The sequence below is a fragment of the Haloarcula marismortui ATCC 43049 genome (genome assembly GCF_000011085.1).
Classification (GTDB): Archaea; Halobacteriota; Halobacteria; order Halobacteriales; family Haloarculaceae; genus Haloarcula; species Haloarcula marismortui.
Genome location: NC_006396.1, coordinates 3,045,982 through 3,068,055 on the forward strand (window position 1 = coordinate 3,045,982; position 22,074 = coordinate 3,068,055).

Below are 22,074 nucleotides of genomic sequence, written 5' to 3' on the forward strand. Positions count from 1 at the left end.
GGTTGCACTCCGAGGCATCGCCATTTGTTACGCTGGCTTTCAAGCGGTACCGGACCACAATGTTATCTCACTCGACATTCTTCTAACAGGTATGGCAGACAACAAGAACGGCCGCGAAGCCCAGGCCCAGAATGAGGAGCGTCGCCAGCGGGAGCGTGCTATCGCCGAGGAACTTAAGCGCGCGGACGAACCTGAGCCGCCGGTTGACCCGACGGAACTCGCGTACTTCGAGACAGAACTCGAAACGCTCGAATTCCCGGCGACTGCGGCTGAAGTGGTCGCTACGGTCGGCGACCACGAGATCGAGTCGGCCGACGAGACGTACACTGTCGCGGACCTCCTGCCCGATACAGAGGTCGAGTCTTTCGACTCGCCAGCCGAGGTCCGGGCCAGAGTCCAGCGACCGACGGTAGCCGAGGCGATGAAACGCGTCGTGGCGGCCGCCGACGAACACCAGAGCGCGTCGTTCGGGGCCTCACAGCGTGATGGCTACGAGCGGACGTTCCGGGAGCTACAGGCTATCGACGCGGATGACGACGACGAGGGCATTCGGGCCATCGCCGACTGGATTATTGAGCACATTCACGAGAACGAGAAGCTTCCCGGGTCCCGCGACGTTCGCCGTGAAGCGGCGGAGTTCTGCCGGTCGAACGGCTACTCGGTTCGCAACGACGAGTGGCTCGGCATCTGAGCGCCACACCATCGTATCCCTGACTGCCGGCAGACCCCACAAGGACCATACTACTCGCGGTCCCACACTCTGTATGGCCGAACGAACCGAGGAGCGGACCCGCGACGCGGACGCGAAATCGGGCAGTGACCTCGGCGTCGATGTCGGCACGACCGAGTCGGTCGAGACGGACGTTGCTGTCGGGGAATCGCGCGGCGCGGAGTCGTCTGTCACCGAAACGTCCACGACAGACAGCGGCAGCTACTTTTCACTGCGGGCGCTGCTGTTCGCCTTCGGCGCGGTCGGCGGCGGCATGGTGCTCGGCGGGCTGATACCGCTCGTCCCGTTCACTGAACTGGTCGGCATCCTGCTTGGCGGATTCGTCTACGGACTGCTCGCCAGCGAGCGCCGATACGCCGAACTGGGGCTGGCGGGTGGTCTCAGTGGCGGTGCGACGGCTGTTCTGTCTCTCCTCCCCCAGCTCGCCGCAGGATTGAGCGGGACCAGACTGTTCGCTATCGCCGGCGGTGTCGGTCTCGTGCTCGCGCTTGTCGGGCACTACTTCGGCCGAGACCTTCGCAGCGGACTCACCAAAGACCTGTAGCTCTCTCGACGGCAGATTCGGGTCAGTGCCGCAACCGCCTTTCTGGCTTACTGCACTGTATTCGATGGTCCTCCCGTCCGATGCCGGATATCGGTCGCCCGGCCAAACGATGTCGATGTTTTCGCGGTAGCCTGCCTACAAAAGTGCCCGATAGCAGTATCGCCGTGAACGGACTTCCTGTCACGTAATATCGACTGTACTGGTCTTGCCATATGGTGGTAAAATAAACCTATGTCTCCAGAATATCGGCCTATATCTGACCATCTGATTCACTTTCCGGCGTTTCTATCACAGTGTCTTGAGTTGATAACGCTTATAACCCTCGTATGTAAATCCCGGAATAGAACGCATGGCACCAGAAACGTACGGGCTTATCAGCCTGTTTCCGGCGATGCTCGCCATTGTACTGACGTTGTTCACTCGCCAAGTACTGCTCTCGCTGTTTGCAGGTATCTGGATCGGTGCGACGGTTCTCGTCGGCTGGAACCCGGCCGCCGGAGCCGCTCGAAGCCTCCAGTTTGTCGTGGATAACGTGACTGAGCCGTTTAATGTCAAACTGCTCTTGTTCACGTTCCTTATCGGGGCAATGCTGGGGATGATCTTCCTCTCCGGCGGGATGAATGCGCTGGCGTCACAGATGGTCAAGCGCATTCGAACCCGTCGGCAGGCGGCGCTTGGCACGTCGCTACTGGGGATGACGATCTTCGTCGACTCGTACGCCTCGACAATGATTACCGGGTCGGTCATGCGGCCGATCACCGATAAGTTCGACATCAGTCGCGAGAAGTTGGCGTACATCCTTGACTCAACCACTGCTCCGACCGCATCGATATCAGTTGTCTCGACGTGGCTCGGATTCGAGGTCGGCCTCATCGCCGAGCAACTGACCACAATTGGGGTGGACCGAAGCGCGTTCCTGCTGTTCCTCGAATCGATTCCCTATCGGTTCTACAGCCTGCTCGCACTTGCAATGGTATTCATTGTTGTCATCGCCGACCTCGACTTCGGCCCGATGGCGGAGGCCGAACGCAGAGCCAGAGAAGAGGGGAAGGTCCTCGGCGACAACGCCGACCCGCTGATGGAAACACAGGAAGACGATATCGTGACGCCCGACCACGTTGAGCCGCGGTGGTGGTACTTCGCCGCGCCAATCATCGCACTTGTGGGGGTAACCGGGTTCTCGCTGTACTACTCCGGCGGTGGATTCGCTGGCCGGGGCCTTACCGACGCGCTGTCGAACGCGGCCACTGCGGATGCCATCGTCTGGGCCTCGTTCTCGGCCTGTCTGGTCATTTTGACCATTCTCGTCGGGCACGCACGAATCGCAGTTGACGAAGTGAGCGACGCTATCTTCGAGGGGTTCAAGATGGTGATGTTCCCCGTCGCGGTGCTCTCGCTCGCGTGGTCTATCGGTGCCGTGAGCCAGGCACTCGGTGTCGGTCCATACGTCATCGCCATCAGCGAGGGAATTATCACGGCTGGGATGTTGCCCGCCGTCATTTTCGTCAGCGCGGTGATTATCAGCTTCAGCATCGGCACGTCCTGGGGGACGATGGGTATCCTGTTCCCGGTCGCAATCCCGCTCGGACACGCGCTCGGTGCGCCGCTGGCACCGGCTATCGCGGCGATTCTGACCGGCGCGCTGTTCGGTGACCACTGTTCGCCGATCTCGGACACCACGGTGATGTCGAGTATGTTCGCCGCGAGCGACCACGTCGACCACGTGAACACCCAGATTCCCTACGCGGTGCTGGCCGGCATCGTCGCAACGGGACTGTTCCTGATGGCCGGCTACGGCGTCCCGGCGTACATCGCGCTCCCGATCGGACTGGCCGCTGTCGGGTCCGTGACGTACCTGCTCTCAGAACAGTTGTCCGTCGAGGTCCCGAGTTCGTACGGGTCGAAAGCGGACTGAGACGGTCCGCTTTCTGAAGTGCTGTCGTCTCGTCTAAACGATTTCCCAGCCGTCGTCGGTCCGCTCGACCACGTTATCGTCTGCGAGCCGAGTGAGTGCTTCCTCGACGATCTCCGGCGGCGCTTCGATCTCTCTGGCCAGCGCCGGCACCGTGTCGATACCGTTTGCGAGCCCGCTGACCAGTTCTGCGTACAGTCGTCCGTCGCCGTTCTCGAAGCCGGAGTCGATGCGGTCCCGCACGTCCGTCAGACGGGCCTGCACCCACCGCTGGGCCAGCGACAGTTCGTTCTCTAGCTGCTGGAGATGCTCCAGTTCGCGTGCCAGGTCGTGAAAATTCCCGCCAGCTTCCTCGCCTACATCTATCGAGAGGTGACGGCAGGAGGGCATCTCGAACTCTGGATTTGCCGGATAGGCGCTCTTGGTGCCGAACTCATAGGGAGAGACACGGACCTCCAGACGGAGGTTCCGGGCGATAGAGAAGTACTTCCGGCGCTGGTCGTCTGTCCGGGAGTCGATGAGCCCGGCGTCTTCGAGCTTCTGGAGGTGGTCGATGACGGCTTTCGGGCTAACGCCGATGTATTCGCTGATTTCGGTGACGTAGCAGGGTTTGTGTGCGAGTAGTTTGAGAATCCGCCGGCGGTTGGCGTTTCCAAGGAGATTGAGTAACTCGGCGGAGTCCATCGACACGTAGGTAGCGGGTCACGGTTCAAAAGGGTGACTCTCGTCGGGCGGTTTGCTAGCGTCACCTGCCTACGATAGCTGGTCTATCCACGACGCGCCCTGTGAGCCGCTGTTGCCGCTCCCCTGACCGCTTCCGCCATTACCGCTCTGTCCGCCGTCGTTCCCCTGCCCACCATCATTTCCGCCGCCATTTGCGTTGTCGTTGTTACCGCCGGACGCGCCGCCAGAATCATCAGCACCGTTACTATCAGAGGTGTCGTCAGCACCGTCACTGCCAGAATTTCCGTCAGAGCCATCGGCACTGCCACTGTCAGAACTTCCGTCAGAGCCATCGGCACTGCCACTGTCAGAACTGTCGTCCGAGTCCGATGTACCGGCTGAATCATCCTCCCCACCACTGTCGGCTTCATCTGAATCGCTGTCGTCTCCTGCGGTATTGTCGCCGCTGTCACTGCCGTCCCCATTCCCGTTGCCTTTGTCGTTGCCCTGTTCAGCCCCGTTTCCCTGTGTGGACTCCCCGGTTTCGTTTCCGCTGTCGTCAGGCCCGTCGTCCGGTGGCCCCTGGTCGCTCTCGTTTCGTTGTTGTCCGGGTACGTCAGCAGGCGGTCCCTGTTCGCTCTGGTTTGCACCCCGTTCGGACGTGTTGGCTGGTGGTCCCTGTTCGCTCTGGTTGGTTCCAACGCCGTCCGGCGGCCCCTGCTCACTTCGGTTGACACCGGCGACGTCCGGTGGCCCCTGATCATCCGGGCCGGCGGTCTCTGGCGGTCCGGCGATGCCGCGAGCAATCGATGCGACCTGCTGACCGGAGAGCTTGCTGGCGTTCTGTTTCAGGCGCTCCAGTGCGGTGTCGTTCACACCGGTCTGTTCGGCGGCCGTGTCAGTGTCGTTGATGGCGGTCTGCAGGCCCGCGATTTCTGTCGTGAGCCGGCTTCGCTGCGCCACGTAGGCTTGCTCACTGATATTTCCGTTTTCGTATCGCTGTTCGAGCGTGGCGTTGCGCTCCTGCAGTCGTTCGAGTCGGCGCTCAAGTGAGCCGGTTCGGTCCGTGACCAGTTCGGCTCGTTCGGTTCCGTTGGACTGGTTGTATGCCGACCGCCACATCCCGTTTTCCACCGTGTCGTTCGCGGCGGCGGAGTTCGACTGCAAGAACGCAGTGAGTTGCGCTCCCATCCCGCTGGCAGAGTTGTTCTGCGTGGCCACTGTCTCCGTCGCGGTCTCCTGTGCTGTCACGGCCGGGAGGCCGACAGCGACAGTCCCGACGATGACCAGCACGGTGAGGAGCGTGGCCTGGCGTGGGCTCATTCCTATCCCTGCCTCTGTCCTCCCTCATCAAAAAGAAACGCCTTCGTTCGCGTCGTTCATCGACGCTTGAAACCTCCTCAAATAGTCCAAGAGTGTTTAAGCTGTCTTTTTACTCGGCACTTGCATCGGCAGCAGCCGCCAGACGATTCCCACCGATAGCACCGAGAGTGCGACAGTCGCGAGCGGTAACACCACCCCTGGGTCGTATCGCAACGGCGGATGGTAGCCGAAGCCGTAATCGAGGACGTCGTTAGCGAGTGCCAGCACCAGCGCAGTCACGAGCGCGCCCTTCGTCGTTCGGGCGTAGTGTGGGACTAACAGTCCCTCGGCGACGAAGCCGAGGTGGGTAATGATGATGCCGAAATACGCCCACGGAGCCGGGAAGTAGGCGTCGAAGCCGATGTTTAACGCCACGACAGTCCACAGCCCCATCTTGACCAGCCAGACCAGCGCAATCGTGTGGAGGTACGCGAGCGGCACCGTCAGCGGAACCTCGTCGAGCGACTTGCCGAGGAACGGCAGAAGGGTAGCTACCGAGAGTGTCATGAGGAATAGCGCAGCCGGCGAGTCGGCGTACAACGGCCAGAGAAACGTCGACACTTCGGGCATTGTTTCGACGTAGAACCGGACGCCAACGAGCATCGCGACAGCGTTGACAACCAGCAGCCACACGAGACTCGGCGTCTGTTCCAGATAGTACCGCGCGTACCGACGTGGCAACGGCCCCCGCTGCTCGCTCATAGGTCGACTCGGGGCCGGCCGTGGCAAAGCCCTGTCGGACGGGAGTCGGCATCGGGTCACCGGCCCCCCGAATCCGCGCTGTTTGCACGACGGCAAAAGGTTGCCGGCGAACACTTATGTATGTGAGTGTCACACATACACTTGCACCGATGTTCGAACAGTTTTCGCGGGGATACTACCTCGGCCGCCTCTACGTCGAACCGAGAGACGACGCGGCGGCCGCGATGTGTCGCGAGCAGCACGAACGAGTGAACGAACAGTTGTACGCCTCCGGAGACGGGGTTGAGCGCACAGACTATCCGCTGGTAATGAAACTCGGCTCCCAGCATTTCGCCGTCCACGGGGACGAACAGGTCCCGGCGGACACACTCGTCGTTCCCGAACCGATGCTCGAAGACGCCAACGTCCGGAACCCGCCCAGCCTCGAAGAAGTGTTTCTGGCGAAAGCGGACCACGCCGCACAACTGCTCTCTATCTCCGAGGGGACGCCGACACTGCCCGACACCGCTGTCTGAGGGGGCACAACTCCGTTTTACTGTCTTTTCTCCGTCCACCGAGTGGGCGAAATACTTGAAACGCGTGATAAGTAGGTTATACGCTTAAGCTACAGACCAATGCGGTTCAGGGGCTTCTAGTTCCCTGTATGTCACAGCGAAGTCACACCGACAACTGGGACAGCGCTACAGAATCCAAATTCTACCTCCCCGCCGGGGTTACCCCGTCGTCCGAAGCCAGTTGGTCCGAGCGGCTCTGGGCCATGCTATTCAATCATCGCGTCTGAGCCGGCGACATCACTGCACGGGAACCCCTTGCCCAGCGGGCGAGTCCCTCTCTCAAGCCGACCTGCACAGACGGGAAATAAAATCCGCATTGCCTCCGTACTCAGAACTCACGACCAACCGACTCAGTTAAGCCACCGCACGACCACCTTCACCCAGTAACGAGAATTTGAGACAAAGCCGCCACAGACATCTCGAACGAACACTGTAATTGCACGTTTTGCCACACTCACACCACTACCCTACAACTAATGACCGATATCAAGGCGGTCGTCCGGGTCGAGCACCCTGACATCGTGCTTACAGAGACCGTGACCCACGCCCCAGATTCGAACGTCAGGTCCGTGTCAGAGGCGGGTACGGACCCGACGTCGGGCAGGTTCTTTTACCATATCGAATCGCCTGATTTCCAGCAGTTCGAGGCCGGGTTACAGAACGACAGCACTATCGGCGAATTCGAGCGCGTCATCGAAACCAGAGACAACGAGGCCATCTACAGCTTTGAGTACACTGACGAGGCGAAGATTCTCTCTCCCGTAATCTCATCCGCGAATGGGGTTATCCTCGACATGGAAAACGACGGGAGCGCATGGATACTGACGATATGGATGCCAGAGCGAACGGCTCTCGCTCATCTCTGGGACTATGCTCAAGAGAACGACATCGACATCGACCTGCTGCGCGTGAACGAATACGCCAGCCTGGGCAACACGGATGCGGGGTTGACTGATAGCCAGCGGGAAGCACTCCTTGTCGCACTCGAAACGGGATATTTCGAAGAACCACGGAACGCGACTCTCAGCGACGTTGCCGCCGACCTAGACATCTCTCAGCCTGCGGCCAGCGGTCTCCTTCGACGTGGCATCAAGCGGCTCATCATCTCCTCGCTGAGAGATGACGACGGACCGCCGAACTGAGCGGGAGCGTTCCGATGCAGCGACGGTTCGGGAAGTCACTTTTAAGCCCGTCCCCGTCTGCCATCCAGTCGATGCTTGACCGGTTGCTGGGACGGGCGTCGCTGAAGGAGCGAGTAGCCGAACTTGAGGAGGCAAATCACCACCTCGAACGACAGCTCGACGCCGAGAAGGAGCGCCGCGCCGACGCAGCGACCGAGCGCCAGCGGGCCGAGGCCGAGGTCAATCGGCTGGAGGACCGCGTCGCCGAACTTCAGGACCGAGTCGAACGCCTGCAAGACGAGGAGGGAGAATCGACGTTCCGAGCCGAGGAAACGCTCAGTCGGGCGCGACTGAGTGAAGTCCTCGACCGGCTGGAATCCGTCGAGACAGAACCAGAGGGGGTCTTTACCGCCTACGTCGATGCGGAGCGCTCCCTGCCGGGTCCAGTCCGGGACGCCTTCGGTGACCGCGCGTCGCTGGTCGCCAGCGCCGCACCGTGTCTCGCAGTCACCGACGACGCCGGCCTCCTGTCGGCGTGTCTGTCCGTCCCTGCGCCGCCGTCGCCGTTCACCGGGTGGGCCGACACGGTCCAGCTGGAGCGGTCGTGGTTCGAACCGACCGACGAGCACGTCGTCGCGCTGGTTCGCTCGGACCTGTTCGCCATGGGCGAGTACGACGGCCGGGAGCAAACTGCGTTCCACGGGTTCGACTCGGAGCTAAAGAGCCAGCACTCCAAGGGCGGCTTCTCACAGAGCCGGTTCGAGCGGCTCCGGGACCAGCAGATCGACTCCCATCTTGACCGCTGCCGGGCCGCTATCGAGGAGGTGTCCCCCGACCGGCTGTACGTCGTCGGCGAGGGGTCGGTTATCCACGAGTTCGAGGACCTCTCGACGGCGATGAAACCGGTCGACGCGACTGGGGAGCCCGACGCGGCACTTGACGATGCCGTCCGGTCACTGTGGACCGTTCGGTTGCGCGTGCCGTAGTTTGGGCCCTGTTCATTCCGGCACCCTCGGTGCCGGTTCCGTAGCTTTTTCGCGGGGCGGTGATTCTGTCCGGCCATGGCCGTAGCCATCTTAACACACGACGCCTTCCCCGACCGAGCCAAAACGGCCGTCGGGCTGTTGCGGTACGGTGACCGAACGGTACGCGCGCTTATCGACCGCGAGCGGGCCGGCCAGCGCGTCCACGACTCGCTGCCGGACGTACAGGACGCGCCAGTCGTCGCATCGATGGCCGACGCACCCGAGGTGGACGCGCTCGTCATCGGCATCTCGCCTATCGGCGGTGAGTTCGACGAGTCCTGGCGTGAGGATGTCCGCACGGCGCTCGAACGCGGCTGTGACGTGTATTCTGGACTGCACGACTTCTTGGCTGACGACGATGAGTTCGCCCGCCTCGCCGCGGAACACGGCGCTGAACTGCACGACCTGCGCAAGCCGCCCGAAGACCTGACCGTGGCAGCGGGGACCGCCGGCGACGTGGACGCGACAGTCGTCACGACCGTCGGGACCGACTGCTCGACGGGGAAGATGACCGCATCGTTCGAAATTCGCGACGCGGCGCGGGAACGCGGCCTTGACGCCGCTGTCGTCCCGACCGGCCAGACCGGCATCGCCATCTCCGACCGGGGTATCGTCATCGACCGCGTCATTGCCGACTACGCTGCCGGCGCGGTGGAACGGTTGGTCGAAGAAGCGCAGGCGGCAGACCTCCTCGTCGTCGAAGGACAGGGCGCGCTGGCCCATCCGGCCTACTCGGGTGTGACGACGAGTATCCTCCACGGGTCGGTCCCGGATGCGCTCGTCATGTGTCACGAGGCTGGCCGGGAGGCCATCCACGGCTACGAGTCGTTCGATATTCCGCCCCTCCCCGAGTACGTCGATATCTACGAGCGTCTGGCCGCCCCAATCTCTGATGCGTCCGTCGTCGCGGGCATGTTGAACACGCGCCACCTCGACGACGATGCGGCCGCGGATGCTGTTGCGGGCTACAGCGCCGCTCTGGATGCACCGGCGACTGACCCGGTCCGCCACGGCGTCCCCGACGAGGTACTGGACGCTATCCTATGAACTGGACCGTCGACCGCCACGACCTGCCGCTGTCGAACCCATTCGGCATCTCGCGGGAGACCAGTGAGACCAGCGAGACCGCCACAGTCGAACTCACCCACGAGGGAACCACCGGCATTGGAGCCGTCACGCCGTCGGCCTACTACGACGAGAGCGCCCAGTCGGTGGCTCAAACGCTGCCGTTGCTCTGTGAGACCGTCGACGGCATCGGTGACCCACACGCCCAGCAACGCATTGAGCGGGACCTCGCCGAGCAAGCGCCGGACCAGCCAGCCGCTCGGATGGCACTCTCTATCGCCGTCCACGACCTCGCCGCTCGGCAGTTAGACCTGCCGCTGTACCGCCAGTGGGGCCTCGACCCCGACGCCGTCCCGCCAACGACCTACACGGTCGGCATCGCCTCGCCCGAGCGGATGGCCGAGAAAGCCGGGAAGGCGGCCGACAGCGGCTTCGGCCATCTGAAGGTCAAACTCGGGACTGGGGACGACCGGGCGCGGCTGGACGCGGTCCGGGACGCGGCCCCCGATGCCGAACTACGTGTCGACGCCAACGCCGCCTGGACTGCACAGGAGGCTATCGACAATGCGGACTGGCTTGCCGACGCTGGCGTCACGATGCTGGAACAGCCGGTCGAGGCCCACGATATCGACGGCCTCCGCCGCGTGACCGACGCGACCGAAATCCCCGTCGCCGCCGACGAGTCCTGCGTGACTGCGTCGGACGTGCCGCGGGTCGCTGACGCCTGTGATATTGTCAACGCCAAACTCGTCAAATGCGGCGGCCTCCGGCCCGCAACCCGACTGCTCAACGCCGCCGACGCCCACGGCCTCGACCTGATGCTCGGGTGTATGGTCGAGTCCAACGCCAGTATCGCCGCGGCGGTCCACCTCGCACCGCTTGTCGACTACGTCGACCTCGATGGTGCGCTCTTGCTGGCGGCAGACCCGTACGACGGCGTGTCGCTCGACGGCGACGTGTTCGACCTCACTGCAGTATCGGCCGGCACCGGGGTCCGGCGGATGCGAGATGCGTAGCTGCGAAGTCGCACAATAAAAAATCAGGTTCGGCCGACGACCGCTTACGCCGACTCGGCGGCGTCCAGCAGTTCGTCGTAGTCCGGCTCGTTGGTCGGGTCATCGGCGACCCAGCTGTAGGCGACTTCGCCGTCGTCGTCGACGACGAACACGGCGCGGTTTGCGACGCCGAGCAGCCCGAGGTCTTCGATGTCAATTTCGAGACCGTAGTCCTGAATCGCCGACCGGCCCATGTCGCTGAGCAGGTCGAACTCCAGCCCGTGCTCATCACGGAAGGAGTTCAGCGAGAACGCCGAGTCGGCGCTGAGGCCGAGGACCGTCGCGCCGGCGTCGTGGAAGTCACCGAGGTGCTCCTGCAGGGCGACCATCTCGTTGGAGCACGGCGGTGTGAACGCGCCCGGGAAGAAAGCCAGCACGACCGGCCCGTCGCCCAGGTGGTCGCTCAGTTCGAAGTCCTCTACCTCACCGTTCGCGATTGTCGCCGAGATGTCCGGCGCTGTGTCGCCTGTGGATACCATCACCCGAATATAACGGCGTCATCCGAATAAATACCCGCCATCCGGCAGGGGACTCCCGGACTCCGCTCTACCAAGTGCCGGCCGCTCACAGCCACTCCTCGAAGGAATGGTACTCACGACTTGCCGCAATGTAGTCCCGCTGCATTGACTGGATGGCTGTTGAGAGGTCGTCGCCGTCATCAAGATACTCACGGACGCGAGCGATCTTCCAGTCGCTTGGGGTCATGCCGGCATCGTAGCGGGCCTCGATAGGGCCGAGGTACTCGTCGATGCGGGCCTCCGAGATGTCCTGTTCGGCCAACCCCAGACGAGCGTACTCAAAAACCTCGTCGTAGATGGCGTCGTGGTCGGCCGTTCGCTCGCCCTGCGCCGTCACCCACGAGAGGTCGGCCTCTAGACCATCGTCCGCAGCGTTGTAGAAACTCCGCCGGGCCTCCTGCCAGGGCAGTTCCGCAACAGGGTGGTCGGCGACGACAAGGCCGCGGATGAGGCCGACCGTCAGCGCCTGTAGCCCGATCATGTCCTTGGCGTGGGGCTGGGTCGGGAGCGGGCGATACTCGATGCGGAGCGACTTTTCAGTGCTTGCCCCGTCGACGGGGGCTCCGCCGACGACACAGCGGAGCCAGCGCCAGTAGGTCCCACGCTTGTGGTCGAACTCCCAGAAATCGTCTTCGAATTCTGTCCGGTCGTCATCGTGCAGGAATTCCCGCAGGAACGGCGCGAACAGGTCGTCGTCGACGACGCGACCGACGACATCCGTCGTGTCGTCGAGGTCTTGCGGGACTCGGACCTTTGGGTTCTCACTGGTGTTGACCGACTGTTCGAAGGCCGCGATACGGAGTTCGTGATGGGTGGTCTCACAGAGCCACTCGCCGTCGGTGTCACCGTACATCTCGGCGGGGAGGAACGGCGAGTTCACCGATAGCGCGAGCAGTGGCCCGAGCGTCCGTATCGCGGCGTTGTAGTACTCGGGGAACGCCGCGGCGTCCGGAATCTGGAGGTGTGGCTGGATCGAGGTGGCCAGCGACTCGAACAGAATCGTCGGGAACGACCCGCTGTATCCCGGCACGTCGAAGTCGATGCTGCCGCCAGCGTGGTCCAGCGCTTCGTTGTCTAGTGCCACGTATCTGGGAGCCTGCCGCATGTTGTCCGCGAGGACGACCCCGTCGTTCATCTCGTGTGCCGAGAGATACTCTTTGCTGCCTTCCTCGGGCGGAATGGTCCACATCGCGTCAAGGACGAGTTCGCAGTTGTGCTTGCTCGCCTGCTGGCGGGCCTGTTTCGTCTGCATCTCTACTGCCGTCGTCTGGACCTCCATTCCGGTCTGGTCGAAGCTGTTCGGTTTGGTGTTGACTTCGGCGTTGTGCAGACCCAGTTCCTTGTTGGCCTCGCCCTCGAACACCACGTCGGGCAGGCGGGTCAGTTGCCCTTCCCAGTCTTCGGGGTCCATGTACGGCTCGTCGTCTTCTTCCTCGACCGACGACTCAACGGCCGACTCGGCCTCGTTTTCGGGTGTCTCAGGTTCGTCGTCGGCCAGCGGGCTGTCCGGGTCGATGTCGAGCGACGGCCCCTCCCCGGGACCAAACGCGTCGTCGGACTCGTCAGCGGCGTCGCCGGTGTCTTGATCCAGTGACTCATCTCCAGCGGGTTCCAGCGGATCGCCCTCGTCTGGCTCCAGCGACGCCCCGCCGCCGTTTGGCTCCAGTGATGCGCCACCGCCGTTTTCGGGCTCTGCCGGCGCGTCGAGCGACCCGCTCCAGGCAGCCTCGCTCGATCCGCTCAGGTCGTCGTCGAGGTCCTCTTCGGTGGCTTCCTCGCTGTCTTCCGCATCGTCCGGTTCGGGCGGGTCCGGCTCGGCGTTGATGGCGTACAGCTCGATTTCCAGACCGACGGAGAACGCTTCGTTGTCGAATTCCCCGGCCTCGATGGCTCTTCGGAGCTGCATCGCCTGTTCGTCGACCCGCTCAGTGAACGCCGCGGCAGTCTCGTCAGCGAGCGACCGGGTCACCAGGTCGACGATATCGTCCATGCACGGTACTGTGTGTGTTCTTCCATTATAAGTGACCCGTCGTGTCCGGCGTGACGTTACTCGAAGAGGTCCTCGTGGCGAGCCGCGAGGTTGGCGTAATCGCCGGAGCTGAACGCTTCGAACACTTCGTTGGGGTCGATCGTGGTCTCGGACAGCGGCGTCACTGTGGCCGGGCTCCCGCGGACAAAGGACTCCGCGGGCACCTCGTAGCCTGGTGGAACAACCGTCCCCATCGCGACGATAGAGCCCTCGCCGATGGTGGCGTCGCTGACCGTCGAATTGAACCCAACGAGCGCCCCGTCGCGTACATGGGCGTCGTTGAGGACGGCTCCGTGGCCGACCATCACCTTCTCGCCGACGGTCGAGGCGTGGACGATGGCCCCGTCACCGATCGCCGATTCGCGGCCCACCTCGACGGGGGCCACGTCGCCGCGCAACACGACACCGGGCCAGACGTTCGCGTTCGGGCCGATGGTGACATCACCCACCAGTGTCGCCTCGCGGCTGACGTGGGCGTATCCGTGGATATCTGGCGTGGCTCCTTCGAAGGCGTACTCTCGGCTGTCCATACTGCCACCATCGTGTCGGCGGCTCGAAAAGATACCGGTCAGAACGGGGTGCTACCGGTAGTATAGCTGCTATCGAGCACGTCCGTCCCGCAACCGCCAGCGACACCTGGGCTATTCGATGTGGACGACGAGAACGGGGACGGGCGCGCTCTGGACGACCCGTTCGGTGACACTCCCGAGATTGGCGACCCGGTCTCGTCCGGTTCGGCCGTGGGTCCCCATCACGATGACATCAATGTCTTCCTCCTCGGCGTAGTCGGTGATTGTCTTGTGGGGAATCCCTTCTGCCATGGTCGTGACGACTTCGACGCCGGCTTCCTCGCCGCCGACCACGATGTCGTCAAGCGCGACATCTCCCTCTTCCTCCAGCGACTGACGCACCTCGTCTTGATTGGCCTTGTCGGCCGCGACGTAGAGTCGCCTGTCCACGACGTACAGTCCATGGAGAGTCGCGTCGTTGTCACGCGCGATCGAGGTGGCGTGTGCGAGCGTCTCTGTCGTTCCCGAACTGCCGTCTGTGGCCACGAGCACCGAATCGTACATATCCGGCTTCTCATGCGAACCGTGCCCACATAGTACTCCCTATCACGCTGACACGGCCCGTGGCTGTCCAACCGACGGTGTAACCGTCGATTCAGTTTCCGTCGTTCAGTGTATAACTGTTCTAACCATTATTTGTCAACAGGAATACTTTTGCCAGTCCCTGCGCATTAATTTCTATACGATGCAGGGGAGCACGCAGCCAGATGATACACGGGCAGAACTGTACGTTCGTTCACTGCTGCCCGACGGGCACACGCAGCAACAGGCTGCGGTTATCGACCGAATTAAGGGGTTGTCGGACACTGATGTTTTGTCGGACTTTAGCGTTCAGGTCATTGGTCGGCAGATACCGTCCACACCAGCGGAGGCACGGACCGAACTGGGACTCTTCGCACTCAACCGGGTGAGCGTCTTTCAGGAATGGGCAAAACGCAACAAATGTTCACTCGAACCTGCGTTTCAGGTCCGGTCGGTTGACTCTGAGATGTCGGGGGAGCAGTACCGGGCGATCGTGTTCCCGGTCCAACTATTAGCCGAGTACACCGGGTCGGAACTCAGGTGCGTGACGCCGCATACGGCCGACGGGGAGACTGTCACTGTCATGGACCGGCTTACCATGCTTGAAGGCGAGGAAGAACTGGCGCTCTCATCGTTGGAGCGGGCAAGCGCAGCACGGCCACCGGCCCAGTCTGACCTGCCGGCGGCCGACACTGTCGATGAGGATTCGGACCCGCCGTTGCCAGAGTAACACCAGCGTCGCCCGCGTCTCAATACACTTATCCCCGGCCGCCGTCGTATCCTCGGATATGAGTACGGTCACGGTCACGCTGCCCGACGGGACCCCACTAGAGGTCGAACGCGGCAGCACGGTCGAGGATGTCGCCTACGAAATCGGGCCAGGGCTGGGTGACGACACGGTCGCCGGCGTTGTCGACGGCGAACTTGTCGACAAACACGCGCCGTTGACAGCGGACGTCGAACTCGAAATCGTCACCGAGAGCAGTGACGAGTATCTCGATGTGCTTCGTCACTCCGCTGCCCACGTCTTCGCACAGGCCCTGCAGCGCCTCTACTCCGACGCGAAGCTCACAATCGGGCCGTGGACCGACAACGGGTTCTACTACGACATCACCGGCGTCGACATCGACGAGGACGACCTCGAAGCCATCGAGGCCGAAGCCGAGGAGATCATCGAGGAGGACCTCGACATCGAACGCGAACTTGTCGACCGCGACGACGCCTTCGAGCGCTACGAGGACAATCAGTTCAAACAGGATATCCTCGAAACTGAGGCCGCGGACGACGAGGAGGTCTCTTTCTACACCCAGGGCGAGTTCGAGGACCTCTGTCAGGGCCCCCACGTCGAATCGACCGGCGAAATCGGCGGCTTCGCGCTGCTTGAAATCTCGGCGGCCTTCTGGCGCGGCGAGGAAGAGAACGAGACGCTGACTCGTGTGTACGGAACCGCCTTCCCGACGGAGGACGCGCTCGATGAGTTCCTCGAACAGCGCCGCAAGGCCGAGGAGCGCGACCACCGCAAGATCGGCCAGGAGATGGACCTGTTCTCCATCGACGAGACGACCGGGCCGGGCCTGCCGCTGTACGAACCCAACGGCAAGAAGATCCTCAACGAACTCTCGGACTATGTTGCCGGCCTCAACCGTGACGCCGGCTACGACGAGGTCGAGACGCCCCACGTCTTCCGCACCGAACTCTGGAAGAAGTCGGGCCACTACGAGAACTACGTTGACGACATGTTCCTGCTCGATGTCAACGACGAGGAGTACGGCCTGAAGCCGATGAACTGTCCCGGCCACGCCACCATCTTCGAGCAGAATTCCTGGAGCTACCGGGACCTGCCGGTGCGGTACTTCGAGGACGGGAAGGTGTACCGCAAAGAGCAGCGCGGCGAACTCTCCGGGCTCTCCCGGACCTGGGCCTTCACCATCGACGACGGCCACCTGTTCGTCCGCCCGGACCAGATTGAGGAGGAAGTGCTGGCGACGGTCGACATCATCCTCGATACGCTTGACACCTTCAATCTCGACTACACCGTCCAGTTCGCCACCCGGCCCGAGAAGTCCGTCGGCGGCGACGAGATCTGGGAGAAAGCCGAGTCCCAGCTTGAATCTGTCCTTGAGGAGCAGGACATCGACTACGTCGTTGAGGAGGGCGACGGTGCCTTCTACGGCCCGAAGATCGACTTTGCCTTCGAGGACGCGCTCGGTCGCCACTGGGACGGCCCGACCGTCCAACTGGACTTCAATATGCCCGAGCGGTTCGACCTCTCCTACACCGGTGAGGACAACGAGGAGCACCGCCCGGTGATGATCCACCGCGCGCTGTATGGCTCCTACGAGCGGTTCTTCATGGTGCTGACCGAGCACTACAACGGGAAGTTCCCGCCGTGGCTCGCCCCCGAACAGATCCGTCTGCTGCCAGTCAGCGACGACAACATCACCTACTGCGAGGAGATTCAGGATGAACTCGATGACTTCCGGGTCACTATCGAGGACCGTTCCTGGACTGTCGGCAAGAAGATTCAGCAGGCCCACGACGACCGCGTTCCCTACATGTGTGTCATCGGCGACAACGAGGAGGAAGCGGGGACCATCTCGGTTCGTGACCGCAAGGAACGTGAAGAGAAAGACATCGACATCGCCGAGTTCCGCGACCACCTCGAAACTGAGGTCGAGCAGCAACGAACCGCTGTGACGTTCCTCGCCGGCCGATAGCCGCTGTTCGCTCGGCTACTCCTTGCTGTCGATGTACTGACTCCCGGAATAGCTCGGGCGCGTTCTTTTAACCCCGGCGGGCGAGCCGGCCTGTATGACCACTGACAGCGGTGAGTCGAGTGACACCATGCGGGGGCGCGCCGCGGGGGACACGCGACTCCTCTGGTTCCTCCTTGATGCGGACCGCTGGCTCGTTACCGCCCTCCTCTCCGGTGTCCTGCTCTGTGGGATTCTCGTCGTCGGGCTCTTGCATCCGAAACCAGCCATGACGTTGCTGACTCGCGGTGACCCGGTCGAAACGCTGTTTCAGGCGCTGATTACGGGGACCATAACCGCAGTAACACTGGTCCTGACACTGAACCAGCTCGTCCTCTCACAGGAACTCGGTGCGGTGGGTGATCAGCGCGAACGGATGAACGGGTCGATGCAGTTCCGCGCCGACGTTGCTGACGCCGTCGACACGCCAGTCAGTCCGGCAGAGCCCTCGGCGTTCCTCCGGTCGCTGGTTCGCGGGACCACCGAACGGGCCGAGAACACCCAGAACGCTGTCGACGAGACGGCACTCGATGACGACCTGACGGCGTTGCTGTCGAACTATCTGGAGGATGTGCGAACAAACGCCGACAGCGTTACCGACCAGCTTGAGGGCGGGACCTTCGGCGAGTTCGATGTCGTCAAGGCCGCGCTGAACTACAACTACTCCTGGAAGCTGTATGCCGGTCGACGTATCCGTGAAGCGTACGCCGACGAACTCACTGACGAGATCGACGACTCGCTTGCGGAACTCGTCGAGACGCTCGAACTGTTCGGCCCGGCCCGGGAACACTTCAAGACGCTGTATTTCCAGTGGGAACTGTCCGACCTCTCCCGGACACTGCTCTACGTCGCCATCCCGGCGCTTACCGTCGCAATCACCTCGTTGTTGTTCCTCGATGTGCAGGATTTCGTCGGCGTCACAGCCGGCGTCCCCGACGCGTTGTGGCTCCTCGCCGTGACGACGACAGCATCCCTGCTTCCGTTCACAGTCCTGATATCGTACATCCTCCGTATTGTCACGATAACCAAACGAACGCTCGCAATCGGCCCGTTCATTCTCCGCGAGACGAACCGGAGTGTCGACGTCGACTGGGAGTGACGCCGGCACATCACCACGGTATAAGTGCCGGTCTGGACTCGCTATGATTATGCAGATTGGTTCGCGTCGGTGTATCCTCAACCCCGTCAGCGGCGACGGCGAGCACGCCGACTACGTTCCGCGGCTGATGGAGGCACGCGGGTTCGAGGTGTACGAAACTCAGGCGGCGGGCGACGCGGTCGAACTCGGCCGCGAGGCCGGGCGGGCTGAGGCCTCTGAGGTCGCCGTCTGTGGCGGCGACGGGACGGTGAACGAGGTTGTCCGCGGACTCAACGACGCCGGCCACCTCGACTCGGTGACGCTGAGCGTCATCCCGGCCGGGACGGCGAACCTTCTGGCCGGGAACATCGGCGTCACAGACATCCAACACGGTGTCGAAATCGCCGATATCGGAGCGACGCGACCGGTCGACGTGGGCGTCGCCGACGAGGAGCCGTTTCTCGTCTCCTGTATCGCCGGCCTCCCCGCCGACGCCAGCGTTTCGACTCCGGGCGACCTCAAAGAGCGGTTCGGCACGCTGGCGTTTCTGCTCACCGGCGCACAGGAGGCGCTTCGTTTCGACGGGCTCGATATCACCATCGCGGCTGTCGGGGAGGATGGACCGTTCACCTGGTCCGGCGAGGCCACCTGCCTGCTGGTGGGCAACGCCCGCAAGTTCGTCGCCGAAGGTGGGCAAGCAAACATGGAAGACGGCCTGCTCGACGTGGCTATCGTTGAACAGATGCCAACAGGGAACCTCGTCGCGGAGGCCATCGGCCAGCGACTACTGGCGCTCGATACCGACGGCGTGACCCACGTTCGAGCGGACGAGATTACCATCGCCGGGCACGGCAAGGAACTCACGTTCAGTCGCGACGGCGAACTCAGCACGCACGAGACGCTGTCGCTGTCGGTGCGTGAGACCACACTGACGCTGCGAGTCGGGCCGGGCTACGAGCCGGACCCAGTGTGACGAGACGGCGCGACCGACGGGCAGTGGTGAGTGAGCCGCGTCCGCTTGCGAAATTCCCTGACAGCGCCCCGGATGTTTTTATCGCCGTCCGTCGAGGGAACTGGTATGCCCTCGCTCTCGATGGGCGCGCTCGTGGTCTTCGCGCTCGTCGTTGCCGCCCTGACGCTGTTCGTCACCGAGTGGCTCCCGCCTGATATGACGGCCATCGCTGTCCTCGTCGCGCTGGTCGTGCTGGAACCGTACACCGGCGTCCCGGCGCGGACAGCCATCGAAGGGTTCGCCAGCCCGGCGGTGGTTACCATCGTCGCGATGTACATCCTCAGCGCCGGTGTCGAATCGGCCGGCGTTGTCGACTGGCTGGCCGGACGGCTCGCGGCGCTGACGGGCGGCGACGAACGGCGGCTGCTGACCGCCATCGTCGGCACGACGGGCGTCAGCGCGGGCTTCGTCAACAACACGCCGGTTGTCGCCGTCTTCATCCCGCTGGTCACCGGCCTCTCGGAACGGTACGGTATCTCGCCGTCGAACCTGCTGTTGCCGCTCTCTTTCGCCGCGATGCTCGGTGGGACGCTCACGCTGGTCGGCACCGCGACAAACCTGCTCGCGAGCGACCTCTCGGCGCAGTTGCTCGGCCGGCCGTTCTCGATGTTCACGCTGACGCCTGTCGGTGTCGTCGTCCTCGCTGTCGGCGTTGGCTACCTGCTGACGGTGGGTCGGGCGCTCGTCCCCGAACGGGTCCATCCCGCGGCCGACTTCACTGAGGAGTTCGAGATGGACCGCCATCTGGCGCAGTTACGGGTTCGCGAGGCGTCCCCACTGGTCGGGCTGACGGTTCGAGAAGCGCTCGAAGGCAGCGTCTCCGACGACGCAGTCGAGGCGGTCGTTGACGTGGTCGACGCGGGGGAGTCACTGCCGACCGAGGCCACCGTCGAACAGGTCCTCGCCGTGAGTGGCCCGCTTGACGTCGACGTGCTCCAGATCGACCGCGACGGCGAGTCGTTCTTTGCGACAGCCACCGACCGCCCGCTCGAACCTGGCGACGTGCTGACGGTCCGTGGCAACCGCCAAGCTGTCAACCAACTCGCTCAGACGCTTGACCTTCGGGACCTCGCCCGTGAGTCTGTTACGGCGGACTTGCTGGCGGAAAGCGGGCACCCGGGCGTCCTCGCGGAGGCCGTCATCGACAGGGAGTCGCGGCTCCGCGGGCGAACGCTTGCCGACGTGCAACTCCGCAGTCGATTCGACGTGACGGTCCTCGCTGTCCGCCGCGGCGACGAGGTCATTCACGAGGATCTCACGGCGGTCGAACTGTCCGCTGGCGACTTACTCTTACTCCAGACGCCCCTTGACAAGATGGGGCACCTCCAGGACGAGGGCTACCTGACCCTGACCGAGGGCCCACCGGAGCTGTTCGATGCGCTTGAGGGCGGCCCACCCTCGCTTGACGCCGCTGCGGCGGTCCCGCTTGCGACCCTGCTCGCCGTCATCGCGCTCGCAGCGCTGGACCTGCTGCCCATCTATATTGCCGCGCTGGGTGGCGTCGTCGCCACGGTCGCCACCGGCACACTGAGCGCCTCGAAGGCCTACGACGCGGTGAGCTGGAACGTCGTGTTCCTGCTCGCCGGCCTGCTCCCCCTGGGCCAGGCGATGCAGGCCACCGGCGGAGCCGCGTTCGTCGGCGGGCTCCTTGTCGACGCCGCCGGCGTCCTCCCGCCGCTCGCGCTGCTAGCGCTGGTGTATCTCCTGACTGCTGTCCTCGCCAGCGCCATCACCCCGGCCGCGACCGTCGTGCTGATGATCCCGATTGCCGTCGCCACTGCCACGGAGATCGGCGCTTCTGGGTTCCCGTTCCTCGTCGTCGTGACGTTCGCGGTCGCGACGGCCTTCCTGACACCCATCGGCTACCAGACGAACCTGATGGTGTACGGTCCCGGCGGCTACCGCTTCACTGACTTCGCGCGCGTCGGCGGACCGCTACAGCTGCTTCTGTGTGCCGTGACATCGCTCTCGGTGTCGGTCGTCTGGCCGCTGTAAAAGTCCCGCGTTGCCGGCGTTACTGCTCGTCTTCTTTCAGCTCGTCCAGCTCCGACTCAACCTCGCTCTCGTCGACGTCGACCTGCGTACTCTCGTCGGCGAGTTCCTGTTCCAGTTCGGCTTCGGAAACATCCGCGTCGCTCGACCCGCTGTCGCCGTCCTCGGCTTTCCCCATCTCGGCTTTTAGCGTGTCGAGTTCGGCGTCAACTGACCCTTTCTGTCGGACTTCTTCAAGCTCCCGCTCCAGTGAACTCTCGTCCGATATCTGACTTTCGAGGACGCCGTCCTCGCGGAGTTCGTCCATCGCCTGCGAACGGGCTTCCATGTCCTCGGTTCGTTCCTCCGCGCGCTCGATAGCCTGATTGATATCCTGCATCTCGTCGCCCGCGCCGGTCATCGCTTCGTTGACGCGCGCCGACGCCTTGGCGGCCTCGTGGCGAGCCTTCATCGTCTCCTTCTTCGTCCGGAACTGCTCGATCTGTTTCTGGAGTTCGTCTTTCTGCTCGACCAGCTGGTCCTGCTGGCTCTGTAAGTCCTGTATCTGGCCTTCCAGGTCCTCGATCTGACTCATCTTCTGCTTTTTCTTTTCCAGCGCCTGGCGGGCGAGGTCTTCGCGGTCCTGCTCGACGGCCTGGCGCGCCTGTTCGTTGTGCTTCTCGACGTTTTCTTCGAGACGGCGCTTCTGTATCTCCAGTCGCTTCTTCTGGGTCGTCAGGTCTGCAATGCCCTGCTTGACGTCCTGCAGTTCGTCACGCAACTGCTCGTAGCTGTAGTCGAGGGTCTCTGTCGGGTCCTCCGCTCGGTTCAGGACGGCGTTGAGCTTGGAGCGGATGACGTACGACGCGCGCGAGAGGATTCCCATGTA

21 protein-coding genes are annotated in these 22,074 nt (G+C 63.1%); 13 read left to right on the plus strand and 8 right to left on the minus strand.

Going from position 1 to position 22,074, the window contains the following annotated elements:
* Window positions 1-91 precede the first annotated feature (91 nt).
* The 3 genes from RR_RS19305 to RR_RS19315 all read left to right on the plus strand — a co-directional run bounded on the left by RR_RS19305 (window position 92) and on the right by RR_RS19315 (window position 3,189).
* Window positions 92-691, plus strand: coding sequence for a DUF5789 family protein (locus RR_RS19305; RefSeq protein ID WP_011224806.1), 600 nt, complete (start codon window positions 92-94; stop codon window positions 689-691).
* Window positions 692-764: 73 nt separating this feature from the next.
* Window positions 765-1,274 (plus strand): hypothetical protein, encoded by a 510-nt coding sequence (locus RR_RS19310; RefSeq protein ID WP_011224807.1) that lies wholly within the window; start codon window positions 765-767, stop codon window positions 1,272-1,274.
* Between the two features lie 349 nt (window positions 1,275-1,623).
* Window positions 1,624-3,189 (plus strand): Na+/H+ antiporter NhaC family protein, encoded by a 1,566-nt coding sequence (locus RR_RS19315; RefSeq protein WP_004963755.1) that lies wholly within the window; start codon window positions 1,624-1,626, stop codon window positions 3,187-3,189.
* A 33-nt stretch (window positions 3,190-3,222) separates the two neighbouring features.
* Here the strand turns inward: RR_RS19315 and RR_RS19320 are convergent, their stop codons facing one another.
* The 3 genes from RR_RS19320 to RR_RS19330 form a co-directional block, all read right to left on the minus strand.
* On the minus strand, window positions 3,223-3,870 hold the full coding sequence (locus tag RR_RS19320; protein ID WP_004963752.1) for an ArsR/SmtB family transcription factor: 648 nt from the start codon (window positions 3,868-3,870) through the stop codon (window positions 3,223-3,225).
* A gap of 69 nt (window positions 3,871-3,939) precedes the next feature.
* Entirely contained in the window at window positions 3,940-5,172 is a 1,233-nt protein-coding gene (locus tag RR_RS19325; protein WP_011224808.1) for a hypothetical protein, read from the minus strand.
* Between the two features lie 96 nt (window positions 5,173-5,268).
* Window positions 5,269-5,913: a DUF1405 domain-containing protein gene (locus RR_RS19330; protein ID WP_011224809.1), complete on the minus strand. Its 645-nt coding sequence runs from the start codon at window positions 5,911-5,913 to the stop codon at window positions 5,269-5,271.
* A 149-nt stretch (window positions 5,914-6,062) separates the two neighbouring features.
* Here RR_RS19330 and RR_RS19335 point away from each other — a divergent pair, with 149 nt between their 5' ends.
* The 5 genes from RR_RS19335 to RR_RS19355 all read left to right on the plus strand — a co-directional run bounded on the left by RR_RS19335 (window position 6,063) and on the right by RR_RS19355 (window position 10,694).
* Entirely contained in the window at window positions 6,063-6,428 is a 366-nt protein-coding gene (locus tag RR_RS19335) for a DUF5802 family protein (RefSeq protein WP_004963742.1), read from the plus strand.
* Window positions 6,429-6,943: 515 nt separating this feature from the next.
* Window positions 6,944-7,609 carry a helix-turn-helix domain-containing protein gene (locus RR_RS19340; protein WP_011224811.1) on the plus strand — a complete coding sequence of 222 codons (666 nt, stop codon included), beginning with the start codon at window positions 6,944-6,946 and terminating at the stop codon, window positions 7,607-7,609.
* Window positions 7,610-7,680: 71 nt separating this feature from the next.
* Complete coding sequence (locus RR_RS19345; RefSeq protein ID WP_049939114.1) at window positions 7,681-8,574, plus strand: Vms1/Ankzf1 family peptidyl-tRNA hydrolase; 894 nt, start codon at window positions 7,681-7,683, stop codon at window positions 8,572-8,574.
* A 75-nt stretch (window positions 8,575-8,649) separates the two neighbouring features.
* Window positions 8,650-9,660 (plus strand): DUF1611 domain-containing protein, encoded by a 1,011-nt coding sequence (locus RR_RS19350; RefSeq protein ID WP_007189032.1) that lies wholly within the window; start codon window positions 8,650-8,652, stop codon window positions 9,658-9,660.
* A complete protein-coding gene (locus RR_RS19355) occupies window positions 9,657-10,694 on the plus strand; it encodes a dipeptide epimerase (protein WP_011224813.1) in 1,038 nt (345 codons plus the stop codon). Before RR_RS19350 ends, RR_RS19355 begins: the two co-directional genes overlap by 4 nt.
* A gap of 44 nt (window positions 10,695-10,738) precedes the next feature.
* Here RR_RS19355 and RR_RS19360 read toward each other — a convergent pair whose 3' ends face one another.
* The 4 genes from RR_RS19360 to RR_RS19375 all read right to left on the minus strand — a co-directional run bounded on the left by RR_RS19360 (window position 10,739) and on the right by RR_RS19375 (window position 14,353).
* A complete protein-coding gene (locus tag RR_RS19360) occupies window positions 10,739-11,212 on the minus strand; it encodes a peroxiredoxin (protein WP_004963728.1) in 474 nt (157 codons plus the stop codon).
* Between the two features lie 85 nt (window positions 11,213-11,297).
* Window positions 11,298-13,241 (minus strand): hypothetical protein, encoded by a 1,944-nt coding sequence (locus RR_RS19365; protein ID WP_011224814.1) that lies wholly within the window; start codon window positions 13,239-13,241, stop codon window positions 11,298-11,300.
* Window positions 13,242-13,297: 56 nt separating this feature from the next.
* Window positions 13,298-13,810 (minus strand): gamma carbonic anhydrase family protein, encoded by a 513-nt coding sequence (locus RR_RS19370; RefSeq protein WP_004963719.1) that lies wholly within the window; start codon window positions 13,808-13,810, stop codon window positions 13,298-13,300.
* 111 nt (window positions 13,811-13,921) lie between these two features.
* Window positions 13,922-14,353, minus strand: coding sequence for a universal stress protein (locus tag RR_RS19375; protein ID WP_004963716.1), 432 nt, complete (start codon window positions 14,351-14,353; stop codon window positions 13,922-13,924).
* Window positions 14,354-14,534: 181 nt separating this feature from the next.
* On the opposite strand from RR_RS19375, the gene RR_RS19380 reads away from it, so the two are divergent.
* The 5 genes from RR_RS19380 (at window position 14,535) to RR_RS19400 (ending at window position 21,209) form a co-directional block, all read left to right on the plus strand.
* Window positions 14,535-15,101 (plus strand): HTH domain-containing protein, encoded by a 567-nt coding sequence (locus RR_RS19380; RefSeq protein ID WP_011224815.1) that lies wholly within the window; start codon window positions 14,535-14,537, stop codon window positions 15,099-15,101.
* 58 nt (window positions 15,102-15,159) lie between these two features.
* Window positions 15,160-17,088 carry a threonine--tRNA ligase gene (gene thrS / locus RR_RS19385; RefSeq protein ID WP_049939115.1) on the plus strand — a complete coding sequence of 643 codons (1,929 nt, stop codon included), beginning with the start codon at window positions 15,160-15,162 and terminating at the stop codon, window positions 17,086-17,088.
* 94 nt (window positions 17,089-17,182) lie between these two features.
* Window positions 17,183-18,223 carry a hypothetical protein gene (locus RR_RS19390; protein ID WP_004963711.1) on the plus strand — a complete coding sequence of 347 codons (1,041 nt, stop codon included), beginning with the start codon at window positions 17,183-17,185 and terminating at the stop codon, window positions 18,221-18,223.
* Between the two features lie 49 nt (window positions 18,224-18,272).
* Window positions 18,273-19,175, plus strand: coding sequence for a diacylglycerol/lipid kinase family protein (locus RR_RS19395; protein WP_171814236.1), 903 nt, complete (start codon window positions 18,273-18,275; stop codon window positions 19,173-19,175).
* A 105-nt stretch (window positions 19,176-19,280) separates the two neighbouring features.
* The gene (locus tag RR_RS19400) at window positions 19,281-21,209 is read left to right on the plus strand and encodes an SLC13 family permease (protein ID WP_049939116.1); all 1,929 of its coding nucleotides are present in this window, start codon (window positions 19,281-19,283) and stop codon (window positions 21,207-21,209) included.
* Window positions 21,210-21,228: 19 nt separating this feature from the next.
* Here the strand turns inward: RR_RS19400 and RR_RS19405 are convergent, their stop codons facing one another.
* The gene (locus tag RR_RS19405; protein ID WP_007189024.1) at window positions 21,229-22,071 is read right to left on the minus strand and encodes a PspA/IM30 family protein; all 843 of its coding nucleotides are present in this window, start codon (window positions 22,069-22,071) and stop codon (window positions 21,229-21,231) included.
* Window positions 22,072-22,074 lie beyond the last annotated feature (3 nt).

Bases quoted from the DNA above. Each gene is read 5' to 3' on its own strand.
- RR_RS19390 (WP_004963711.1), top strand. From the start codon at position 17,183: ATGACCACTGACAGCGGTGAGTCGAGTGACACCATGCGGGGGCGCGCC.
- RR_RS19325 (WP_011224808.1), bottom strand. From the start codon at position 5,172: ATGAGCCCACGCCAGGCCACGCTCCTCACCGTGCTGGTCATCGTCGGG.
- RR_RS19370 (WP_004963719.1), bottom strand. From the start codon at position 13,810: ATGGACAGCCGAGAGTACGCCTTCGAAGGAGCCACGCCAGATATCCAC.
- RR_RS19395 (WP_171814236.1), top strand. From the start codon at position 18,273: ATGCAGATTGGTTCGCGTCGGTGTATCCTCAACCCCGTCAGCGGCGAC.
- RR_RS19355 (WP_011224813.1), top strand. From the start codon at position 9,657: ATGAACTGGACCGTCGACCGCCACGACCTGCCGCTGTCGAACCCATTC.
- RR_RS19335 (WP_004963742.1), top strand. From the start codon at position 6,063: ATGTTCGAACAGTTTTCGCGGGGATACTACCTCGGCCGCCTCTACGTC.
- RR_RS19340 (WP_011224811.1), top strand. From the start codon at position 6,944: ATGACCGATATCAAGGCGGTCGTCCGGGTCGAGCACCCTGACATCGTG.
- RR_RS19310 (WP_011224807.1), top strand. From the start codon at position 765: ATGGCCGAACGAACCGAGGAGCGGACCCGCGACGCGGACGCGAAATCG.
- RR_RS19405 (WP_007189024.1), bottom strand. From the start codon at position 22,071: ATGGGAATCCTCTCGCGCGCGTCGTACGTCATCCGCTCCAAGCTCAAC.
- RR_RS19320 (WP_004963752.1), bottom strand. From the start codon at position 3,870: ATGGACTCCGCCGAGTTACTCAATCTCCTTGGAAACGCCAACCGCCGG.
- RR_RS19305 (WP_011224806.1), top strand. From the start codon at position 92: ATGGCAGACAACAAGAACGGCCGCGAAGCCCAGGCCCAGAATGAGGAG.
- RR_RS19380 (WP_011224815.1), top strand. From the start codon at position 14,535: ATGCAGGGGAGCACGCAGCCAGATGATACACGGGCAGAACTGTACGTT.
- RR_RS19330 (WP_011224809.1), bottom strand. From the start codon at position 5,913: ATGAGCGAGCAGCGGGGGCCGTTGCCACGTCGGTACGCGCGGTACTAT.
- thrS (WP_049939115.1), top strand. From the start codon at position 15,160: ATGAGTACGGTCACGGTCACGCTGCCCGACGGGACCCCACTAGAGGTC.
- RR_RS19365 (WP_011224814.1), bottom strand. From the start codon at position 13,241: ATGGACGATATCGTCGACCTGGTGACCCGGTCGCTCGCTGACGAGACT.
- RR_RS19315 (WP_004963755.1), top strand. From the start codon at position 1,624: ATGGCACCAGAAACGTACGGGCTTATCAGCCTGTTTCCGGCGATGCTC.
- RR_RS19400 (WP_049939116.1), top strand. From the start codon at position 19,281: ATGCCCTCGCTCTCGATGGGCGCGCTCGTGGTCTTCGCGCTCGTCGTT.
- RR_RS19375 (WP_004963716.1), bottom strand. From the start codon at position 14,353: ATGTACGATTCGGTGCTCGTGGCCACAGACGGCAGTTCGGGAACGACA.
- RR_RS19360 (WP_004963728.1), bottom strand. From the start codon at position 11,212: ATGGTATCCACAGGCGACACAGCGCCGGACATCTCGGCGACAATCGCG.
- RR_RS19350 (WP_007189032.1), top strand. From the start codon at position 8,650: ATGGCCGTAGCCATCTTAACACACGACGCCTTCCCCGACCGAGCCAAA.
- RR_RS19345 (WP_049939114.1), top strand. From the start codon at position 7,681: ATGCTTGACCGGTTGCTGGGACGGGCGTCGCTGAAGGAGCGAGTAGCC.